The organism is Acidisarcina polymorpha, from assembly GCF_003330725.1.
GTDB lineage: Bacteria > Acidobacteriota > Terriglobia > Terriglobales > Acidobacteriaceae > Acidisarcina > Acidisarcina polymorpha.
In genome coordinates, this window is record NZ_CP030840.1 from 6019474 (window position 1) to 6038972 (window position 19499).

Consider the following 19499-nt stretch of genomic DNA (forward strand, 5'->3'; position numbering starts at 1 on the left):
CCGAAAGGCTGACTCGGTACCAAGCCAATCTTGTGCAACTCGAACGAAAAGGACGCCGGCGCGCCCTGGCGCGGCAGTGCGGCATCGACTTCACTTCCAATGACTACCTGGGCCTTGCCGGATCACCTCGGCTTGGCTTGAGTGTGATCTCCGCCATCGAGCGCGGTGTTCCAGTTGGAGCTGGCGGTTCGCGACTGCTTCGCGGCAACGATCCCGAGCATGAGTCGCTGGAAGAGGAGGCAGCCGCATTTTTTCATGCTGAGCGGATGCTGTATTTCGGCAGTGGCTATACCGCGAACCTCGCAATCCTCGCGACTCTTCCTCAGCGCAATGATCTCGTCGTCTATGACGAGTTGGCGCATGCGAGCGCGCTTGCGGGGATCGCTGCCGGACGCGGTCGCGCGGTAGCCGTGCCGCACAATGACATCGGAGCCTTTGAAGATGCGATCTGCAAGTGGCGCCGCGGGGGGGGCACTGGCCATCCCTGGATCGTCGTTGAAAGCCTCTATTCGATGGATGGCGACAGGGCTCCTCTTGCCGCGCTTGCCGGCGTGTCCGACCGCTATGATGGGTTCCTTTTCATCGATGAAGCTCACGCGACGGGTGTTCATGGCGCCGGTGGTCGTGGATTCGCGTTCGAGTTGGAAGGACGCGAAAATGTTGTCGTGCTCCATACCTGCGGCAAAGCGCTGGGCGTATCCGGCGCGCTCGTCGGAGCAAGCCGCGTTCTTTGCGATTATCTGGTAAATCATTCGAGCCCCTTCATCTATGCAACCGCGCCATCTCCCCTGGCAGCAGCCAGCGTCCGTGAAGCCCTGAAAATCGTGTCGGACGAACCCGAGCGGCGGCAAAAGCTTCAGAGCAGGATCGCGTACGCTAACGAACAGATCGCCGTTCATCTCGGAATCGAAGGCAGCGGTTCACAAATCCTTCCGGTCATCCTTGGAGACAATGCGCGGTCCCTGCGAGTTGCGCAGAAGATGCAAGCGATTGGATTTGATATACGGGCCATCCGAACCCCGACGGTCGCTCCAAACACGGCGCGTCTACGGATTGCAATTACGTTGAATGTTGATTGCCCAACCGTGTTCCGCATGTTCGAGCGCCTCGCCCAAGTGATGGCGGAGGAGCAGCCATGAGCTTGCGGTATGTGATCACTGGAACTGATACGGGGATTGGCAAGACCGTGTTTTCTGCCGCGCTGGCCGATGCACTCGGCGCCTGCTATTGGAAACCTGTTCAATCCGGCCTCGACGAGGAGACGGATAGCGAGATCATTCGCCGCCTAGGCCGTATACCGTCGGCGCACATAATTCCCGAGGCATGGCGGCTCAAAACGCCGGTATCTCCGCACTTGTCGGCAGAAATCGACCACGTGACACTTGCTCCCGATTCCCTCGATCCACCCGAAACGAATTTGCCTCTGATCATTGAGGGAGCCGGCGGATTACTCGTTCCTCTAACCCGCCAACAAACCTTTGCCGATGTTTTTGCGCGGTGGCAAATTCCGGTCATCCTTTGCGCCCGAACCAGTCTCGGAACCATTAACCATACGCTTTTGTCGCTCGAAGTAATGCGGCAACGCCGGGTCCCGGTCTACGGAGTTGCATTCATTGGTGGTCCCTATCCTGACACCCAACGGATCATCGGAGAAATGGGAGATGTCCGCATCCTCGGCAGGCTACCTCTTCTGGATCCGTTGACGGCGGATACCTTGCGTGGAGCGTTTCGCGAACACTTCGACCCTTCTTCCTTCGAGAAGGGAATTGCGTGATGACTTCTCAGGGGCCGTCACCTGTCTGGCATCCCTTCACTCAACATGCTCTTGAACCAGTGACCACCCGGGTCATCCGGACGGAGGGCGCCTACCTCATCGATGAACATGGTCACTCGATTCTCGATGCGATCTCTTCCTGGTGGGTGATTACTCATGGTCACCGGCATCCGGCGATCGTGGCCGCGATACATGCAGCAGTCGACAGATTCGATCAGATTATTTTTGCCGAGTACACCCATGAACCTGCGGAGGATTTGGCGCGAGGATTGATCCGGGTTGCACCGCCCGGCCTCGCGCACGTCTTTTATTCAGACAGCGGCTCGACCGCGGTCGAAGTAGCACTGAAGATGGCACTGGGCTTCTTTCGTAACTCAGGCGCTCCGCGCTCGAGGATTGTCGTGATGGAGCACGGCTACCATGGCGATACGATCGGCGCGATGTCCGCCGGCGAACGCGGCGTCTTCAACGCGGCCTACAGCCCGCTGCTCTTTGATGTAGACACCATCCCCTTTCCTGCCGCTGGTGCTGAACAAGGGACCCTGGATGCATTCGAGCAGATTTGCTCCGGAAGGGAGGTCGCGACGCTCCTGGTGGAGCCGCTCATACTGGGGGCTGGCGGCATGAAGATGTATCCTCCGCACCTGCTGACAGAGTTGAAGCGCATCGCCGGGCGCTACGGAACCCTGCTGATCGCCGATGAAGTCATGAGCGGATGGGGAAGAACCGGAACTCTTTTCGCCTGCGAACAGGCAGGCGTTTCACCGGACATTCTATGCATATCTAAGGGCATCACTGGCGGTGCGTTGCCTTTGGCTGCCACCCTCTGTTCGGCCGAGATCTTCGACGCGCACCTGTCATCCGACCGCAGCCGAACATTCTTCCATTCAAGCTCCTATACGGCCAACCCGATTGCTTGCGCGGCAGCGCTTGCCAACCTCAACATCTGGCAGAGTGAACCGGTTCTAGAGCGTCTTAAATCTCTGGAGCATATGCACCGCGAAAGACTAGCGCCATTCCGCTCTGATCCGCGCTTCCTTAATGTCCGGCAGACAGGTACGATCGCTGCACTCGATCTCAATGTTTCGAGTTCAGGATATCTTTCCGAGGTTGGACCGAAGCTAAAACATTTCTTCCGGCAGAGAGACCTGCTCATTCGTCCGCTGGGGAACGTGATCTATCTGATGACGCCCTACTGTGTCACTCCTGCCGAGCTCGACCGGGCTTATGCAGCGATCGATGAAGCAGCCGATGTGATTGGCATGGCCAATAAATGATGCCGTTACGCTCGAGCCGGATTGCGGGTCTAGGACATTATGCCCCAGAGCGTCGTGTCGAAAACGCCGAGATCGAGAAGCGGCTTGGACTCGAGGCCGGCTGGATCGAACGTCGGACCGGCATCCGGGCGCGAAGATGGGCTGCCCCCGCAGAAGCACTCACAGACCTTGCCGCGAAGGCTGGCGCCATGGCCCTTGCGGATGCGGGTATAGGGCGTGACGAGGTCGCATTGACGCTGCTCGCCACTTCGACTCCCGACCACCTGTTGCCCCCATCCGCTCCACTCCTCGCCTATCAACTAAAACTCTCGAACTCAGGCGCTGTCGATCTCGCTGGGGCCTGTTCAGGTTTTCTCTATGCTTTAGCGCTGGCCGATGGTTTCGTTAGGATCCAGGGCAAGCCTGTCCTCATCGTCGCCGCTAATATTTTGAGCCGGCGTATTAATCCAGAGGAGCGCGGCAGCGCGATTCTGTTTGCCGATGCAGCCGGAGCCATGGTTCTTGCTCCTTCAGATTCGTCAGTGACCGGCGTTCTTGGGGTCGATCTGGCCTCCAATGGGAGCCACTATGGTCTGATTTCGATTCCTGCCGGTGGGAGCAAGAGGCCCTTCGTTGCCGGCATGGATCCAAAAGAGTTGCTGATGACGATGAGTCAAGGCAAATCAGTATTCTCGCAGGCTGTGCGTATGATGACCGGATGTTCCCTTCGCGCCATGGAGCGGGCAGGGGTGACAGCGGCTGACATCGATCGTTTCGTACCCCACCAAGCCAACGTCCGCCTCTTCGAGGCCGTCGGCGAAAACCTCGGGCTGGCAGACCACAAGACGATTCGGACAATCGAGGAATTTGGAAACTCCTCGGCTGCGACCATTCCATTGTCCTTGTCTATCGCTAACAGAGATCGGCCTTTCGCCTCCGGCGAGCGATTGCTTCTAACTGCAGCGGGCGCTGGTCTCGTCGGCGGAAGTATTGTTTTGGGGATCTAAGAATAGTTGGCTCATCATCGTCTTACAAGTCGTCCATTCAACGAGACTTCTTGGTAACAAGGGGGAGAAAAACATTCCGTTTAGATAGAAGGGCGCATTCAGGCGACGTGATTTACAAGGAACCGGAGGGTCAGTTCGAAGAGGGATAGCCAGATCTCTCCATGCCCACACGTCGAGTTAAGCATTCTTTAGCTTGAGTGGACAAGGTTGGTAAGACGTATCACTTACAACACGACCGCCATGAGCAATAGTGACGAAGCGCTTCGCGGAGACGTCCTTTAGGGTGTCTTCCTTACCATCAGGCCAGCGGACCACGACCTTGTCAGCCGCACCTGCGTTTCCGAGGCCAAAGCGCAGGCGAAGATCGTTTTGCGAAAGATAGCTGCCGCCGCTGCGCACCTCATTCATCATGTGGAGTTTTCCGGCAGCGACAGTTACTCGCGCGCCAAAGCCAAATACATTCGGCGGCTGTCCTTGAAGTCGTATGGTCAAGGACGACGCTTTGTACGACATGGTGTTGCGTAATAGCGTTGGCGTCTCATTCATGTTGGAGATTAGGATATCGGTGCTGCCAGTGTTGAAGAGATCGCCAAAAGCGACTCCGCGCGAAGAGCGTTTCAGACCGATGCCCGCGCCGCTACGAACCGAGACATCCTCGAAAGTCCCGTCCCCGCGGTTTCTGTAGAGGATTTTGCGCTGTTTGTATGAAGTGTCTCCGAGTGCTTTGTCGACCTCGGGGTAAACGTGGCCGTTGGCCATAAAGATGTCTGGCCAGCCGTCGTCGTCGAAGTCCAGGAAACCACACCCCCAACCGACGAAACTGGTATTCACGCCGAGACCGCCGCGAAAGGTCACGTCGTCGAAGGTGCCATCGCCGCGATTGTGATAGAGCGTGCTGGTGTCCTGCTCGAAATTAGTCTTGACCAGGTCGAATAAGCCGTCGCCATCATAGTCGGCAGCATCGGTTCCCATGCCGCTCTGTTCGCGGCCGTCTTCGTTGTAAGCGACTCCTGCAAGCGCTCCCACCTCGCTGAAGGTGCCGTCACGGTTGTTGCGATAGAGCAGGCTGGCGGTCGAATCATTGGCGACGTAAATGTCCGGCCAGCCGTCGTTGTTGTAATCGACAACCAGAGGCGTGAAACCGTAGTGCTTGTCATTCAGAATGCCGGCCTTTTCAGTAACATCTTCAAATTTGCCGTTTCCGGTATTTCGATAGAGCGTGTTCTTTGCACCCCTGAGTCCACGCGGTCCGCACATCACGGGTACGCCGCGCCACTTGCAGGTCTCTCCGTGTCCGGCATCGTGGCTCGTGGCTTCGGCGAAATCGACGTAGCGGGTCACAAACAAGTCGAGGTGTCCGTCGCGATCGTAATCAAGAAAAGCCGCGCCGGTACTATAGCTGTTTTCAGCGGTAATCAGGCCACAGTCTCGAGTCACGTCGGTAAATGTTCCATCACCGTTGTTACGGTATAGCGCATTCTGACCGTAGAAGGTAACGAAGAGATCGAGCCAGCCGTCGCCGTTGTAGTCGCCGACGCACACACCTTGTCCCCATCCATGACGTGCCAGTCCGGCTTTCGCGGTTACGTCGGTGAAGGTGCCATCGCGGTTATTCTTGTAGAGCTTGTTGGTGGGGGCGGGGCCCGTGATAGGAGACAAGGTCGAGCCATTCACCAGGAAGAGATCGAGCCAGCCGTCGTTGTCGTAGTCGAACATGGCGACTCCACCGCCGGTGGTCTCGAGGATATAGCGCTTTTCATGGATGCCGCCGACAGTTGTCCGCTCATTCAGCCCGGCTATAGAAGCAAGGTCTATAAAATTGGCTACAGGTGCGCCGGTCTTGGGTTGCACCTGTGGCTGAGGATGCGCAGACGCAATTTGGGCCAGCAATTTCGGCGGCGCGGATCCGGCCATGCCCGCGCCACAAAGCAAGCCGAGCATTCCGCCCCGTGAAAGTCTCATTGGAAGAAGCCTCTCTGGACCGCGATGACGCGATGCTTCATGGAGCTTCAGTCTCCTCGCTGGTGATCGGTGCATCCTTCAACAACGTCGACGAAGGAACCGCCTTGTTCATCTTCTGAGCGGTCTTCTGCAAGGTGTAGCCGCGCTCGCGTTTCTGCTTCAATTCGGTAAGCCTGGCATTCCACTCCGTCGCCTGAGCGGTATCGCCCATCCTCATCGAAGCGCGGGCCAGCAGGTAGTATGGGCCGTCCAGGTCCGGGCTATGCCCACAAATTCGCCGGGAAATATCAACACCGGGACGTTACAGGCGGTGTGGGTCACAACCTTCCGCAGGAGTCCCCGAATGCTTTTGCTCAAGCTGTAATCGACGTTGATGCGAGGTGACGGTGCACCGTGCAAGCGCAAGCCCTGCCATGGACTTGCCTACATGAACTTTGACAACCAAAAACTACTTAGCGAAGTGAGTAATGGCGAGCCATCCACACATGAAGATCAAATGGCGCAACTCAGGCAGGCCGTATCGCTTTCGTACGCGTAGTACGCGGCGCCTCGTATGTCAAGCTCGAATGATTGGAAGTCGGATGCCGAACCTTCGAGGCGCGTCCGCTCTCGCGCATTCGTCGATCGGCTTCCAACCAGGAGGGTAGTTCTTCTTCGGGCTGAGTCCAGTGCGCGACCGAAGCTTCGTCACACCAGTTCAGAAGTCGCGGCATGACCTTCTTGTGTGGTCCAGTCGTCATGTACTCTCGCATGCTTTCCGCATCGTTCCAGGCAGTAAGTGTCCAGAAGGCCCAGTGCCGGTCAGCCAGTACCGCGCCGCGCCGGAATCCACGAGATCGCTGTACCTGCCTCAAAGTGCTCAGCAGGGAAACAAAGAAAAACGGAAGAAATCGCGGTGACCGGATTCTTAAGCGGGTAAGGCTGACAAACATCATGCGCGACTCGTGTCTCCGGCTAGGGACCAGTTCTGAAAATATTTAACCAAAGTTCAAGGCTTGCCGCTGACGCTCAAGCGTCCAAGTCCGCAAAGGTTATACGTCAAAAGGCCGCCGGGCATAAGTGAATGGCCGCTGGCACAGTTCAGCGCGCGTACTTCGGGCCAGACTGTCTAGAAGTTGCTGTGATGATTGCGAGTATCATCAGTTGGCATGGAGTGGCGATGGAGGCGAACGTTCAACTCGTCGAAGACAGCACTGCCTCCCCGTGGAATCTTAATGCCGAGATCCGCACGCTCCTAAGAGTCGCGATTCCTGTCGTTCTCTCCGAGCTTGCCTGGATGCTGATGTCGGTGGTCGACACTATCATGGTGGGCAGGCTGAGCCCGGAAGCAATCGGCGCGGTCGGCCTCAGCAGCGGGCTTTATTATGTTCCGGCCCTCTTCGGAGTCGGGCTGTTGCTCGGCCTCGACGCTCTCGTTTCACAGGCATACGGTCGGGGCGATGATCGGGACTGCCGGCAATGGCTCACCCAAGGCCTTTACATCGCCTTATTCGTGAGCCTGCCGATCATGGCTATCGTCGTCTGTGTACCCACAGCCTTGCCACATTGGGGCGCCAACCCCGTTGTCTCCACCGAGGCTTCGGCTTACCTCAAGCTTTTGAATTGGGGAACGCCTTGCCTGCTGGCGTATGCCGCGTTACGCCGCTATCTTCAGGGAATGAGTGTAGTCAAGCCGATCACCTTTGCTCTAGTGTCGGCTAACCTCATTAACCTGGCAGGGAACTGGGCTCTCATCTACGGGAAGCTCGGTCTGCCTACCTTAGGAATTCAAGGTTCCGCGATTTCCACCGTCGCCGCGCGGCTCTATATGGCCCTCTTTCTGCTCGTCGTTGCTTGGAACCATGAGCGAAAACGAGGCTTCGCCCTGTTTCGTGGCTGGCCGGGACCGGACCGCCTTCGCATTCTTCGGATCCTAAGACTCGGCGTCCCGGCGGCGACCCAGATGATCTTCGAGATCGGAGCGTTCAGCGCTGCGACTGTCATTGCCGCAAAGCTGAGCCCGGAAGCCCTTGCCGCACATATGATTGCATTGAATATCGCAAGTGTTACTTACATGGTTCCGTTAGGCATCTCTGCGGCAGCGGCAGTCACAGTGGGACACGCCATCGGGGCGGACATTCCTGCCCAGGCACGCCGCGCGGGTTGGCTGGCGGTCAGTCTTGCGGCGGGGTTCATGGCAATCATGGCGCTTCTACTGACCATCTTCCCACGCTCCATCATTCGGATCTACACGCCCGACCGGCCGGTGATCTCTATCGGAATCTGGTTGCTCGCGCTAGCTGCCGTGTTCCAGATCTTCGATGGAATTCAGACAGTAGCCACCGGGGCGCTGCGCGGCTTGGGCCACACTAAGATGCCTATGATCTTCAATCTGCTAGGATACTGGGCCATCGGGCTACCGTTGGGCTATTTTCTCTGCTTTCACGCAAAGCTGGGCATTTACGGCGTGTGGATCGGCCTTACTCTGTCGCTGATGTTCATCGCCTCGCTCGTTCTTCTCGAATGGAAGAAGAAGTCCGCGGAATTTCGGAGAAGAGCCTGATAAAGGCCGGGGAGCACGGCATGATGAAAACCGTGCTGCTATGTCCGATAACAGATATTCTGTAAACCAAACATATAGACGCAAAGTAGAAATGTCCCGCTCTCTGCAAAGTTGAAATGCCCGGCCTCCCCTTCGAGGAGTGCTGCCACGCCATCGAGAGCCGCCTGCTACGCTGACAGCATGCTGTTCTCCTGAACGGAGTGCGACTTCCCTTTGCAGGTAATTCAGTCCGTCAATGGTACCTTCCATCATTTCGACTTGGCCCGCGAGCTGGCAGCGCGCGGGCTGCTGAAGCGGATCTACTCGAGTTTTCCCTGGCATCGGCTTCGCCGGGAAGGTCTCGCACGGCAATATGTCCGGACGTTACCGTGGGTGCACACGGCCGCCGTGCTCGGAGAACGCCTGTGCAAACTCCCTCCCAAAATGACCCAAAATCTGGCCTCCCTCGATATGTGGCTGTTCGATCAATGGGTATCACGGCGAATCGAACCCTGCGACGTCTTTGTGGGTCTCTCCGGCTCCGCGCTAGAAACCGGTCGAACGGTGCAGCGTCGCGGAGGCAGGTACGTCTGCGATCGAGGATCCTCGCACATCCGCTATTACAACGACATCCTGAAGGAGGAATATCAGCGTTGGGGCGTCCCGTTTCAAGCGGTAGATGCCCGCGTCATGGAACGCGAAGAAGCCGAGTATGCACAGGCGGACGCAATCTCGGTTCCTTCAAACTTTGCCCGCCGCACATTCCTCGAGCGAGGAGTTCCTGGAGTCAAGGTCGTCCAAATACCTTATGGCGTTCGATTGGACCGATTTCGTCGGACCGCGCCGCCGCCGACCGACGGATTCGAGGTTCTCTTTGCCGGATCCGTTTGTTTGCGTAAAGGATTTCCGTATCTTCTCGAGGCGTTTCAGATGTTGCGGCACCCTCGGAAACGTCTACGACTTGCCGGAGCCGTCGACGCATTATCGAGACCAGTCCTTGATCGAATGGATCTGACCAATGTTGAGGTTCTCGGTGCTGTATCTCAAGCGGCGCTCGCCGAATGCATGAGCACCAGCCATGTGATGGTCCTGCCATCCATCGAAGAAGGTCTGGCGCTGGTTCAGGGACAAGCGATGGCTTGTGGCTGCCCCTGATCAGCTCCCTTCATTCCGGTGGCGAAGATCTCTTTGTGGATGGCGTTGAGGGTTTTCTGGTGCCGATCCGGTCTCCTCAGGCTATTTACGAACGGTTGGTCCAGATCGCCGACGATCGAGAACTGCAGCGCCGCATGAGCGAGGCCGCGATTGCACGGGTTGCCAGGAACCAGGGCTGGACCGCGTATGGGGAGAATTACTCCCAATTCCTGCAGAAACTAATTCAAGGATGAGCTCGCGGGTAGGCTGAACTACATCTTGTATCGGCCCATATCCTCATCGTTGAGATTTTCCAACCATCGGCGAAGCTCTTCCGAGGAGGCAGAATCGGCTGTGTTCGGGATGACCTTGGCGATCTTCAACACATCTTCGCTGACGTAAATCGGGCAATCGGTGCGCAGCGCCAACGCAATCGCGTCCGATGGTCGAGCGTCAAGCGTTACAGCTTCTCCATTCTGCTCCATCCAGATGACAGCATAAAACGTGTCATCCCTAAGCTCAGTAACCACTACACGTTGCACCTCAGCGTTTAAGCCATGGATGAGGTTTTTCAGCAGGTCATGAGTCATCGGACGAGGGGTTGAGGACTTCTCCACTTCGAGCGCAATTGCGTTTGCTTCATAGAGCCCGACCCAAATTGGCAGCACGGTGTCGCTGGCGACATCCTTCAGGATTACGATCGGGGCGTTGGTTGAAGGATCGACCATCAATCCGCGAATCTTCATTTCAATATCCATGGTATCTACCTCCTTCGAAGCAATCCGTGGTTCATGAGACTGCGATGCCAACGAGACTGTTTGGGAAAGCTGCCGTTATGCGGACCGCGACATAACTCCCGGGAGCCGGCAGGATCGTGCTGCTTGCAGTAAAGTTCAAGGTCTTATTCTGAGTCGTCCGCCCGATGACCTGGCTCCGCTGTTGATTGTGACCTTCGACCGCAGCTTCATAGGTCTTCCCTATCTGTAGGGAATAATTGATCCTTTGGATTTCGCGCTGGCGCTCTAGTAAAGATTGAAGCCGCCGTGATTTCTCTTCATCCGGAATCGAGTCGGGCATGTGGATAGAAGGCGTATTCGGCCGGGGTGAATACTTGAAGGCGAAGACCGCATCGTACTGCACCTCCGCAAGAAGATCCATAGTCTCTATGAAATCGTCAGCCGTCTCTCCTGGAAAGCCGACAATGATATCGGTCGTCATACTGATTGAGCGTTTGGCGGCGCGAACCCACGAAACCCGTTCAAGATACTGTTCCCGGGTATATTCCCTGTTCATGCGTTGAAGCACGCCCGAAGAACCACTTTGCACCGGCAGGTGCACGTGATCGCACAATTCTGGAACCGAGTCGATGGCCGCGACAATATCCCGGGTAAAGTCTCGGGGGTGCGAAGTAGTGAAACGCACCCGCCGGATTCCTTCCAACTCTCCGATAGCAGCCAACAATTCTGCGAAGCTGCGCTTCCCTTCCGGATCGCGGTATGAATTCACATTCTGACCAAGCAGCTGGATCTCGGAGTATCCGCTGTCCGCCATCCGCCGCGCCTCCATCAGCACCGAAGTGGACGTGCGGCTGCGTTCTTTACCCCGCGTATAAGGAACGACACAGTACGCGCAGAACTTGTCGCAGCCTTCAATGATCGTGATATATCCGCGGTAAGGGTTGGTGCGCGCGGTAAATTCAGTTTCGAACGTCTCTTCGGTCTTCCGGTCATCGAGACCCGTAATGCGGGTCTCTCCTGCTTCGAGACGGGCGATCATCTCGGGCAGTTTGCGGTAAGAAGCCGATCCCGAAACGAGCGAGACATACGGGGCGCGGTCGAAGATCCGCTCGCCCTCTTGTTGCGCCACACACCCGAGAACCCCAAAGCGCTTGCCTTGTTTATGCAACTTCTTGTAGTCGTTCAGCCGATTGAAGACTTTCTGCTCAGCTTTGTCGCGGATCGAGCAGGTGTTGTAGAGGATCAGGTCTGCCTCTTCCTCTACATGAACCTGGGCGTAGCCCTGCTGTTCCAGCGTCCCCACGACTTTCTCGGAGTCGTGGGCATTCATCTGGCAGCCGAACGTCTCCAAGTAAAATGTTTTGCTCTTCTCGGTCAATTGCCTGTCCAAGCCTGAGTATACAGCGTGCGTTCTCCGCTAAAAAAGCAGTGACGCAAGTGAACGCTCCACCGTTGGTCAGGGATGAACTTGAACGGTGGTTCTCGCCCGAGCACTTAGCAAGATAAGGCTGCCCATAACTCCAGCCGCCAAGGACGCGGCCAGAGTGCCAATCTTCGCGATGTCAACGATTGTGTCCGTTTCTATTGCCAGACCCGCGATAAAGAGCGACATGGTAAATCCGATGCCGCACAGACAACTGGCGCCGAAGATCTGCTTCCATAGGATCCCGGCTGGCGCCGAACCTAGCTTTGTCTTCTCTGCCGCCCAGGCGAAGCTGATAATCCCCAGTGGCTTACCGGCGACCAGTCCGAAGAAAACTCCTAACGCCACGGGATGACGCAAGGAACTCTCTATCTGACCAAGGATGTGGACGCCCGCATTCGAGAACGCAAACACCGGCATGATCAGAAAGCTGACCCATGGCTGCAAGGAATGCTCAATGCGATGGAGTGGCGTGTCCACCTTCTCGCATTGGCTGGCCAAGGTGTGGATGACGGCGTGGGCCTCAGCCGAGTTGACATCGGCACGCTCGAATCGATCTAGAAGTCGACGGCATTTCTCGACAAAACCGGTCTTCTCGATCTTGCTTTTCACCGGTATGGAGAAGGCCAGCAAGACGCCGGCGATCGTGGCATGAACTCCCGATTGCAACACTGCGAACCAGACGAAAACTCCGATAAACGCATAGACTGCGGGCTGGCGGATCCCCGCCCAATTCGCAAGAAAGGAAATCCCCACACCGGCCAAACCGAGACCAAGGCTGACATAAGAGATATGCGCCGTGTAGAAGAGGGCGATCACCAGCACGCCGAAGACATCGTCAACAATCGCCAAAGCCGCAACAAACACCTTGAGCGAAGCGGGAACCCGGCTACCCAACAGTGCGAGCACTCCGAGCGCGAAAGCGATGTCCGTCGCCATCGGAATGCCCCATCCCCGCGCATGGATGGTGCCCCGGTTCAGCGCTAGATAGATAAGCGCCGGGACGATCGAACCGCCTAGCGCAGCCATGAACGGGAAGGCCGCCTGGCGGAAGGACGAGAGTTCGCCGATCAACACTTCGCGCTTGATTTCGAGCCCTACCAGGAAAAAAAGATTGCCATCAGCCCGTCATTCACCCAGAGATGCCGGCTCCAGGAGAGAACGTAGTGGCCCACTCCGAGGGTGAAAGTGGTGTGCCAGATGGCATGGTAATTTTCCGCCCACGGAGAATTAGCCCAGACCAGCGCGGCCAGGGTCGCCGCCAGCAACAGGATGCCTCCGGCTGCTTCCATCCTGGCGAAACGGGTGAAAGGACTAATGATGATGTCGATCGGGGCACGTGCAGCAGTCGAGGTGGATGTCGTCGGCGACATTCAGATCCTTTCAGGCGAGACACACTTTCTGGACACCCAGCGAGTGCCTGACGCGGGCCTGCACTCGCGACTTTAGCACGATCCAAGTGGTGAAAAGCGTTTGAATTCAGCCACGCTGCAGAAGGGACGGCTTCGCTGCCAGGAAGTTGGCGAAGTAACGGACGTAGTAGAGCGATATTCTCGCAAGCACGGCCAGGCGGACCGGAGCTGGCGCCGGTCTCGTAGAAGGTGTTTCTTGCGAAGAGCCGTGCTGACGCTTAGCGGCATCGATCAGCTAAGGCAAACCTGGTTTTTGCCCTCGCACTTGGCTTTATAGAGCGCGCTGTCGGCACGGTGAATGAATTCTTCCTTTGTCCAGGTCTCGGCTTCGACCAAGGTTGAGACGCCGATCGAAATTGTGATGAACCGGTCGTCTACTCCGCAATCGGTGACTGCCAGGCGCAGACGCTCGGCCGCCTCTGAAGCGGCTTGCCTCGTGGTACTCGGCAAGAGCACTGAAAATTCCTCGCCTCCAAAGCGAGCGACAGTATCGCTTGCACGAAAACTTTTCTTCATGATCTCGGCAACGCTCTTCAACACCAGATCGCCTCGATCGTGCCCCAGGGTGTCGTTGACCGACTTGAAGTTGTCGACGTCGATGATCATTAACGAAAGTGGCCGGCTGTAGCGGATCGCTGTCGACAACTCGGCCTCGAGCGCCGCATCGAAAGCGCGCCGGTTTAACAGATTCGTAAGACCATCGGTAACCGCCAGCGCTCTCAGCTTTTCATTTGCTTCTTCGAGCGCTCTCTGGGAGTTTTGCAATTGCCGTTCGGCATATTTCTCCGCCGCGATATCCACTGCCAGTCCGGCGACATACTCCTGCCCGTGAGAGTCTTTGAACGGAAACTTGTAGGACCGCCAGTGCGCGGAGGATCCACCTTCTCCGGGGTCCGCTTCCTCGTCAAAGGTCAGCATCTTCCATTGCCGCAGGACGGAGAGATCGTTGGCTCGGAGAGTGGCTGCCGTCTTCATCGGCCACAGTTCCGAATCGGTCTTGCCCAGCCACTCCTCCCGGCTGATGTGGAAACGGTCGGCGCATCGTTGGTTGTAGTACACAATCCGGCCTTCGGCATCCTTCATGAGCGCCAGAAATGGTGAACTATCCATAAATGCATGAAAGAGGCCTTGACTCGCGCGCAACTCCTCTTGGATCAGTTTTCCTTGCACAGCAGACCTACGCCACAATGCCTGGAAACGTCGCATGCTGATCTGTTTGACCGCCTGCTCGGCGAGCAACCGCAATGCCTCGATCTGGGCGTCGGATAAGACGCGCGGCTTCCGGTCGATGACGCACAACGATCCCAACCGAACTCCATCCATTAGCTCCAGGGGTACTCCGGCATAAAAGCGGATGCCTGGGTCGCCGGTCACCAACGGATTGTCCGCAAAGCGGGTGTCGCGGGTGGCATCCTCCACCAGCATCAGATCGTCCTGAGCGATGGTATGCGCACAGAATGCGACCTCACGAGGAGTCTCTCTGACCTCCATTCCGATGCTTGCCTTGAACCATTGGCGCTGGCTGTCCACCAGCGTGACCAAAGCGATCGGCGTCTCACAGATTACCGAAGCAAGACGGACCAGGTTGTCAAACTCATCTTCATGACCGCTGTCCAGCAGTTCGGTCTCCTCAAGCACGCGAAGACGTTCGAGCTCGTTCTGGGGCAAGTTCTGAGGCAAGGCCGGGATTCTCTGCACAGGAACTCCATGTGTGAAGCTTCAGGCTACTTCATCGACAGTTCATTCTCACTTGCTTAATCGCGTGACGGCAGAATCCTTAGCCTTTCCAGGGAAGTCCTTTCCAGGGAACTTATGCTCTAGGGAACGTATGGATGCGCCCGGTCAACGGCCATGGTTGGTCGAAACTGTTAAACTTAGACAGTGCGATCGATTCGATGGGATGCGGGTGATTTCATCCGCGGGGTTATAGGAGAACAGCCATGGCAGAACCGGCTATCAATGGGAACAACGGAAACTACGCGGGTGCAAGTCAGCTCCGGCTGAAGCTCGGCTTGGCTGAGATGCTCAAAGGCGGCGTCATCATGGATGTGATGAACGTGGAGCAGGCGCGCATCGCCGAAGAAGCCGGAGCGGTCGCCGTAATGGCCCTCGAGAGGGTCCCGGCGATGATCCGCGCCGAAGGCGGCGTGGCTCGCATGGCCAACCCAAGGCTGATCAAGTCAATCATCGCGGAAGTCTCCATTCCAGTCATGGCCAAGGCACGTATCGGCCACTTTGCCGAAGCTCAGGTGCTGCAGTACCTGGGCGTCGATTTCATCGACGAATCCGAGGTACTGACGCCCGCTGATGAGACCCATCATATCGACAAACACTCGTTCACAACTCCCTTCGTCTGCGGAGCCCGCGATCTAGGAGAAGCGCTGCGCCGCATCTCGGAAGGGGCAGCGATGATCCGCACTAAGGGTGAAGCCGGCACCGGAGATGTTGTCCATGCTGTCAAACACATGCGTCAGATCGTGAAGGAGATGAAGGCCTTGACGGTGCTCGGCGAAGAAGAACTTTATGCCGCTGCCAAGGAACATCGCGCTCCCTATGAATTGATTCGCATGGTAGCGAAGACCGGCAGGTTGCCCGTTCCCAACTTCTCGGCCGGCGGTATCGCCACCCCCGCCGATGCAGCCCTGATGATGCAGTTGGGTGCCGAGGCCGTGTTTGTCGGCTCCGGCATCTTCATGAAGGAACGGGCAACGCCGCTCGATGTCGAAAACAATCCAGCGGAGCGGGCCGAGGCAGTCTCTCGCGCCAAGGCGATCGTCATTGCGACCACCCACTATGACAATCCCAAAATCCTGGCCGAAACCAGCGAAGAGTGCACCGGAGCGATGAAGGGGCTTGCTGTTGCCGCCCTGGAAGAGTCTCAATTGCTGCAGACCCGAGGCTGGTGAAGACGGCTCAAATCGAGAGCGCCGTTCGCGACGGAGGATTTTTGGAAAATGGCAAGCACCCCCTGGTCGGCGTCCTCGCCATTCAAGGCGACTACGCTGCTCATGCCCGGGCACTGATCGACTCCGGAGCGGAACCCGTGATGATCCGTACCGCGGAAGAGTTGGTCGGCCTCGATGGTCTGATCATTCCCGGAGGCGAATCGACGACCATGCTCCGTTTTCTGGAGCGGGACGGCTTTCTCGGCGAGCTCAAGAAGTTCGTGGAAACGAAGCCTGCTTTCGGCACTTGCGCAGGGTGCATCTTGTTGGCCAAAGAAGTCCTTCATCCCGCCCAACCGAGTCTCAGCGTACTCGATGCGGCGGTCGAGCGGAACGCCTACGGGCGTCAGATTGATAGCACGATCCTCAGTGCAGAGACAAGCCTCCCGGGGGGACCTCTCGAAATGGTATTTATCCGTGCTCCGCGAATGACCAAGGTGGGCGATGATGTCGAAGTGCTCGCCGACCGGGAGGGCTTTCCGGTGTTGGTGCGGCAGGGCCACCTGATGGCTGCCACCTTTCACCCTGAACTCTCGGCCGATCGCCGCGTCCATCAGCTTTTTGTCGACATTGTGAAGCGCAATCTCAATGGTCGACGCTCATCTCAGCCCGTCGAGGAAGCCGTCTATACTGAGCTAGACGTGCGGACCCAGTAACGAACCGGACGCGGAGCGAGGCCATCGCTGACACCGGATCATCCTTGATAGAGCATCTTCTTCCCGCCAGAATTTGGTTGCCGCCTACTAATGGTGCGCTTCACGGCATCCCCCTGGATCGATTGATGAAGTTCAATCTTGTGACGATCTTCGTCCTGTTCTTGCTCGCGCAAATCCTGCTGATCCTCCCTATCTTTCGCCGCCGCCCTCGTGACCAGCAACCCCGAATCTGGCTCGCCGAGTCTCTGCCGTTACTCTTATTTGGCGCAGTCTACGTATGGATGGCAATGACCGCGCAGCGCCTCTGGGCAGACGACCGCTACGAGGGGCCATCTCTCACCGCGATGCAGGTCGAGGTTGTGGGGGTGCAGTTTCAATGGTATTTCCGCTATCCCGGCGAGGATGCGACCTTCGGCTCGACTCGGCCGGAGCTGGTCAACGCCGCGGCCGGCAACCCCCTCGGGCTCGATCTGCGCGACTCTGAAGGAGACGACGACATCGTCAGCAGCGAATTAGTTTTGCCAGTAGGACGTGAAGTCGATCTTCGCCTGCGCGCCCACGATGTGATCCATGGCTTCTTCATACCCGGCATGAGGCTCAAAGAGAATGCCGTCCCCGGGCTGACCTTGCATGTTCATTTCACCCCCGAGACGGCCGGAACATATCCGATCCTCTGTACCCAGGTCTGCGGCTTGGGACATGGACACATGCAGGCCCGCCTGCGGGTTCTGCCCGCAGCGGAGTTCGCCGATTGGCTGCAAGCCCGGGAGGGGAAACGGCGGGCAGAAGAAGCCGCGATCAAAGGCGGCGTATGAGCACCGATCCAGAGATTGATCCGGAGACTGATCCAAATGTTGACCCCGAGATCGACCGGGCAAGCTGGGGCGCCAGGATGGATGCCGGTTCGACTACGAGCGATCGTTTACCCCGAAGATGGCGGAACGCGCTGCGCCCGATCTTTACCACCGAACACCGCGTGATTGGCATTGAATATTTAGTGTTATCGCTGGTTGCGGTCGCGGCGGGCACGGTGCTCTCTTTGGTCATGCGCATTCATCTCGTCTGGCCGGAGCTGGCTGTCCCTTTCTTCGGTCAGGTCAAGCCGGAAGACTATCTCGCTCTGGTGACCATGCATGGCACGCTCATGGTCTTTTTCGTCCTCACCACGGCGCCCCTCAGCGGCTTTGCCAACTTGGTCGTGCCGGAACAACTCGGCGCCAGCCGTATGGCGCTCCCTACCCTGAACGCCGTCTCTTTCTGGATGACCGCTGGCGCGCTTCTCATCCTGCTGGCGGCTTTTGCCGTCCCCCAGGGAGCGCCGATCTCGGGTTGGACAAGCTACCCCCCGCTCAGCGCCGTGGCCGCTGCCGGCCCAGGACAGGCCTTGGGCATGGATCTCTGGCTGGCCAGCCTTACTGTCTTTTGTCTTGCATCCTGGCTTGGCTCCCTCAATCTTCTCGCCACCATCCTTAATGAACGCTGCGAGGGCATGACCCTGATGCGATTGCCGCTGACGGTATGGTCATGGCTGGTTGCTTCCCTGCTGGTGCTGATTTCCTTCAGCGTCCTTCTAGCGGCGTTGTTGCTGCTCTTTTCCGACCGACATTACGGCACCAGCTTTTTCATCCCCGCCGGCGACCTGGTGGCTGGCCATGTGCGCTCTCGCGGAGACGGCTCGCCGCTGCTTTGGCTGCACCTTTTCTGGTTCTTCGGGCACCCGGAAGTCTATATCGCCGTTCTTCCCGGAATGGGAATCACCTCTTCCCTGCTCGCGAATTTCAGCCGAAGACCCATCGCCGGATATCCGATGATGGCAATGACTACGGTGCTGATTGGTTTGCTCGGTCTGGTCGTCTGGGGGCACCACATGTTCGTTAGCGGGATGAACCCCTACGCGGGAACCGCCTTCGCGCTCACCACGATGGCCATCGCCGTGCCAAGCACCGCAAAGGTCCTCAGTTGGCTGGCGACCATCTGGGGCGGAGGACTGAGGCTCACTACGCCTATGCTTTTCTCGCTGGGATTCGTCTCACTCTTTATCGCCGGCGGCCTGACCGGTCCCGTTCTTGCGCAACCGGCCCTCGATGCTTACTTGCATAACACGTATTTCGTCGTTGCTCACTTTCATCTGATCATGGCTATGGCGGGTGTTTTCTCCATCTTTGCCGGCGTGTACTATTGGTTTCCGTTGATGACCGGAAGGTTGATGAACGGGACGCTCGGCAAGCTCCACTTCTGGATCACCCTGATTGCCGCCTACGGTGCTTTTTTTCCCATGCACTTCGCCGGCCTGGCCGGAGAACCGCGGCATTACTCCCAACTAAGCGGAACGACACCGCTCCTCGAAAACCTGCTTCCACTGCAGCGAGGCATTACCTTTTCGGCCGTCATCCTGGCATCCGCCCAACTCATTTTCCTCGCCAACCTGCTCTGGAGCATCATGAGAGGCGAAGTGGCGCCCCCGAATCCGTGGCAGGCGACAACGCTTGAGTGGGCGCCTTCGATGGCGAGAATTGTGAAGACTTCCACATCCGGGCTCGACCCTTCGGCATCGAAATTTCATCAAAATATTGCGTGTCGCGCTCCATATGAATACGGACTTCGTCCAAATGGATTGGACTTCATAATGCAGTGTGATCCGAACACAAAAGCGGAGTAATCTCTTAGACAAC

At 57.4% G+C, this 19499-nt stretch carries 15 protein-coding genes and 2 pseudogenes; 10 read left to right on the forward strand and 7 right to left on the reverse strand.

The window, feature by feature from the left end:
* The first annotated feature begins 32 nt into the window (after positions 1–32).
* Genes ACPOL_RS25680 through ACPOL_RS25695 form a run of 4 tightly spaced genes read left to right on the forward strand, consistent with a single transcriptional unit; the run spans position 33 to position 4037 of the window.
* Positions 33–1139 (forward strand): 8-amino-7-oxononanoate synthase, encoded by a 1107-nt coding sequence (locus tag ACPOL_RS25680; RefSeq protein ID WP_201758957.1) that lies wholly within the window; start codon positions 33–35, stop codon positions 1137–1139.
* Positions 1136–1774: a dethiobiotin synthase gene (gene bioD / locus ACPOL_RS25685; protein WP_114209579.1), complete on the forward strand. Its 639-nt coding sequence runs from the start codon at positions 1136–1138 to the stop codon at positions 1772–1774. Before ACPOL_RS25680 ends, bioD begins: the two co-directional genes overlap by 4 nt.
* Positions 1774–3051 (forward strand): adenosylmethionine--8-amino-7-oxononanoate transaminase, encoded by a 1278-nt coding sequence (locus ACPOL_RS25690; RefSeq protein WP_114209580.1) that lies wholly within the window; start codon positions 1774–1776, stop codon positions 3049–3051. Before bioD ends, ACPOL_RS25690 begins: the two co-directional genes overlap by 1 nt.
* The gene (locus ACPOL_RS25695; protein WP_114209581.1) at positions 3048–4037 is read left to right on the forward strand and encodes a beta-ketoacyl-ACP synthase III; all 990 of its coding nucleotides are present in this window, start codon (positions 3048–3050) and stop codon (positions 4035–4037) included. Before ACPOL_RS25690 ends, ACPOL_RS25695 begins: the two co-directional genes overlap by 4 nt.
* Before the next feature lie 177 nt (positions 4038–4214).
* Here ACPOL_RS25695 and ACPOL_RS25700 read toward each other — a convergent pair whose 3' ends face one another.
* From ACPOL_RS25700 to ACPOL_RS35800, 3 genes are all read right to left on the reverse strand, one after another.
* Complete coding sequence (locus ACPOL_RS25700; RefSeq protein ID WP_161557569.1) at positions 4215–5999, reverse strand: CRTAC1 family protein; 1785 nt, start codon at positions 5997–5999, stop codon at positions 4215–4217.
* A gap of 37 nt (positions 6000–6036) precedes the next feature.
* The gene (locus ACPOL_RS33730) at positions 6037–6210 is read right to left on the reverse strand and encodes a hypothetical protein (RefSeq protein ID WP_161557570.1); all 174 of its coding nucleotides are present in this window, start codon (positions 6208–6210) and stop codon (positions 6037–6039) included.
* A 295-nt stretch (positions 6211–6505) separates the two neighbouring features.
* Positions 6506–6934, reverse strand: coding sequence for a DUF3291 domain-containing protein (locus ACPOL_RS35800; RefSeq protein WP_114209583.1), 429 nt, complete (start codon positions 6932–6934; stop codon positions 6506–6508).
* Positions 6935–7122: 188 nt separating this feature from the next.
* On the opposite strand from ACPOL_RS35800, the gene ACPOL_RS25715 reads away from it, so the two are divergent.
* Positions 7123–8541, forward strand: a complete 1419-nt coding sequence (locus tag ACPOL_RS25715) for an MATE family efflux transporter (RefSeq protein ID WP_236657032.1) — start codon at positions 7123–7125, stop codon at positions 8539–8541.
* A gap of 669 nt (positions 8542–9210) precedes the next feature.
* A pseudogene (locus tag ACPOL_RS35805) lies at positions 9211–9908 on the forward strand (glycosyltransferase family 4 protein).
* Positions 9909–9926: 18 nt separating this feature from the next.
* On the opposite strand, the gene ACPOL_RS25725 reads toward ACPOL_RS35805, so the two are convergent.
* The 4 genes and pseudogenes from ACPOL_RS25725 to ACPOL_RS25740 all read right to left on the reverse strand — a co-directional run bounded on the left by ACPOL_RS25725 (position 9927) and on the right by ACPOL_RS25740 (position 14924).
* Entirely contained in the window at positions 9927–10412 is a 486-nt protein-coding gene (locus ACPOL_RS25725; protein ID WP_114209584.1) for a bifunctional nuclease family protein, read from the reverse strand.
* A gap of 31 nt (positions 10413–10443) precedes the next feature.
* Complete coding sequence (gene miaB, locus ACPOL_RS25730) at positions 10444–11769, reverse strand: tRNA (N6-isopentenyl adenosine(37)-C2)-methylthiotransferase MiaB (protein WP_114209585.1); 1326 nt, start codon at positions 11767–11769, stop codon at positions 10444–10446.
* 78 nt (positions 11770–11847) lie between these two features.
* A pseudogene (nhaA, locus tag ACPOL_RS25735) lies at positions 11848–13187 on the reverse strand (Na+/H+ antiporter NhaA).
* Between the two features lie 270 nt (positions 13188–13457).
* A complete protein-coding gene (locus ACPOL_RS25740; protein WP_114209586.1) occupies positions 13458–14924 on the reverse strand; it encodes a sensor domain-containing diguanylate cyclase in 1467 nt (488 codons plus the stop codon).
* Between the two features lie 242 nt (positions 14925–15166).
* On the opposite strand from ACPOL_RS25740, the gene pdxS reads away from it, so the two are divergent.
* The 4 genes from pdxS (at position 15167) to ACPOL_RS25760 (ending at position 19486) form a co-directional block, all read left to right on the forward strand.
* Positions 15167–16132: a pyridoxal 5'-phosphate synthase lyase subunit PdxS gene (gene pdxS, locus ACPOL_RS25745; RefSeq protein ID WP_114209587.1), complete on the forward strand. Its 966-nt coding sequence runs from the start codon at positions 15167–15169 to the stop codon at positions 16130–16132.
* 41 nt (positions 16133–16173) lie between these two features.
* Positions 16174–16827, forward strand: a complete 654-nt coding sequence (pdxT, locus tag ACPOL_RS25750; protein WP_114211063.1) for a pyridoxal 5'-phosphate synthase glutaminase subunit PdxT — start codon at positions 16174–16176, stop codon at positions 16825–16827.
* A gap of 125 nt (positions 16828–16952) precedes the next feature.
* Entirely contained in the window at positions 16953–17642 is a 690-nt protein-coding gene (locus ACPOL_RS25755; protein ID WP_114209588.1) for a cupredoxin domain-containing protein, read from the forward strand.
* Complete coding sequence (locus ACPOL_RS25760) at positions 17639–19486, forward strand: cytochrome c oxidase subunit I (protein WP_236657038.1); 1848 nt, start codon at positions 17639–17641, stop codon at positions 19484–19486. Before ACPOL_RS25755 ends, ACPOL_RS25760 begins: the two co-directional genes overlap by 4 nt.
* The last annotated feature ends 13 nt before the right edge of the window (positions 19487–19499 follow it).

Excerpts from the sequence above, each read along its gene's own strand:
- bioD (WP_114209579.1), top strand. The coding sequence starts at position 1,136 with ATGAGCTTGCGGTATGTGATCACTGGAACTGATACGGGGATTGGCAAG.
- ACPOL_RS25690 (WP_114209580.1), top strand. The coding sequence starts at position 1,774 with ATGACTTCTCAGGGGCCGTCACCTGTCTGGCATCCCTTCACTCAACAT.
- ACPOL_RS25695 (WP_114209581.1), top strand. The coding sequence starts at position 3,048 with ATGATGCCGTTACGCTCGAGCCGGATTGCGGGTCTAGGACATTATGCC.
- ACPOL_RS25700 (WP_161557569.1), bottom strand. The coding sequence starts at position 5,999 with ATGAGACTTTCACGGGGCGGAATGCTCGGCTTGCTTTGTGGCGCGGGC.
- ACPOL_RS33730 (WP_161557570.1), bottom strand. The coding sequence starts at position 6,210 with ATGGGCGATACCGCTCAGGCGACGGAGTGGAATGCCAGGCTTACCGAA.
- ACPOL_RS35800 (WP_114209583.1), bottom strand. The coding sequence starts at position 6,934 with ATGATGTTTGTCAGCCTTACCCGCTTAAGAATCCGGTCACCGCGATTT.
- ACPOL_RS25715 (WP_236657032.1), top strand. The coding sequence starts at position 7,123 with ATGATTGCGAGTATCATCAGTTGGCATGGAGTGGCGATGGAGGCGAAC.
- ACPOL_RS25725 (WP_114209584.1), bottom strand. The coding sequence starts at position 10,412 with ATGGATATTGAAATGAAGATTCGCGGATTGATGGTCGATCCTTCAACC.
- pdxS (WP_114209587.1), top strand. The coding sequence starts at position 15,167 with ATGGCAGAACCGGCTATCAATGGGAACAACGGAAACTACGCGGGTGCA.
- ACPOL_RS25755 (WP_114209588.1), top strand. The coding sequence starts at position 16,953 with ATGAAGTTCAATCTTGTGACGATCTTCGTCCTGTTCTTGCTCGCGCAA.
- ACPOL_RS25760 (WP_236657038.1), top strand. The coding sequence starts at position 17,639 with ATGAGCACCGATCCAGAGATTGATCCGGAGACTGATCCAAATGTTGAC.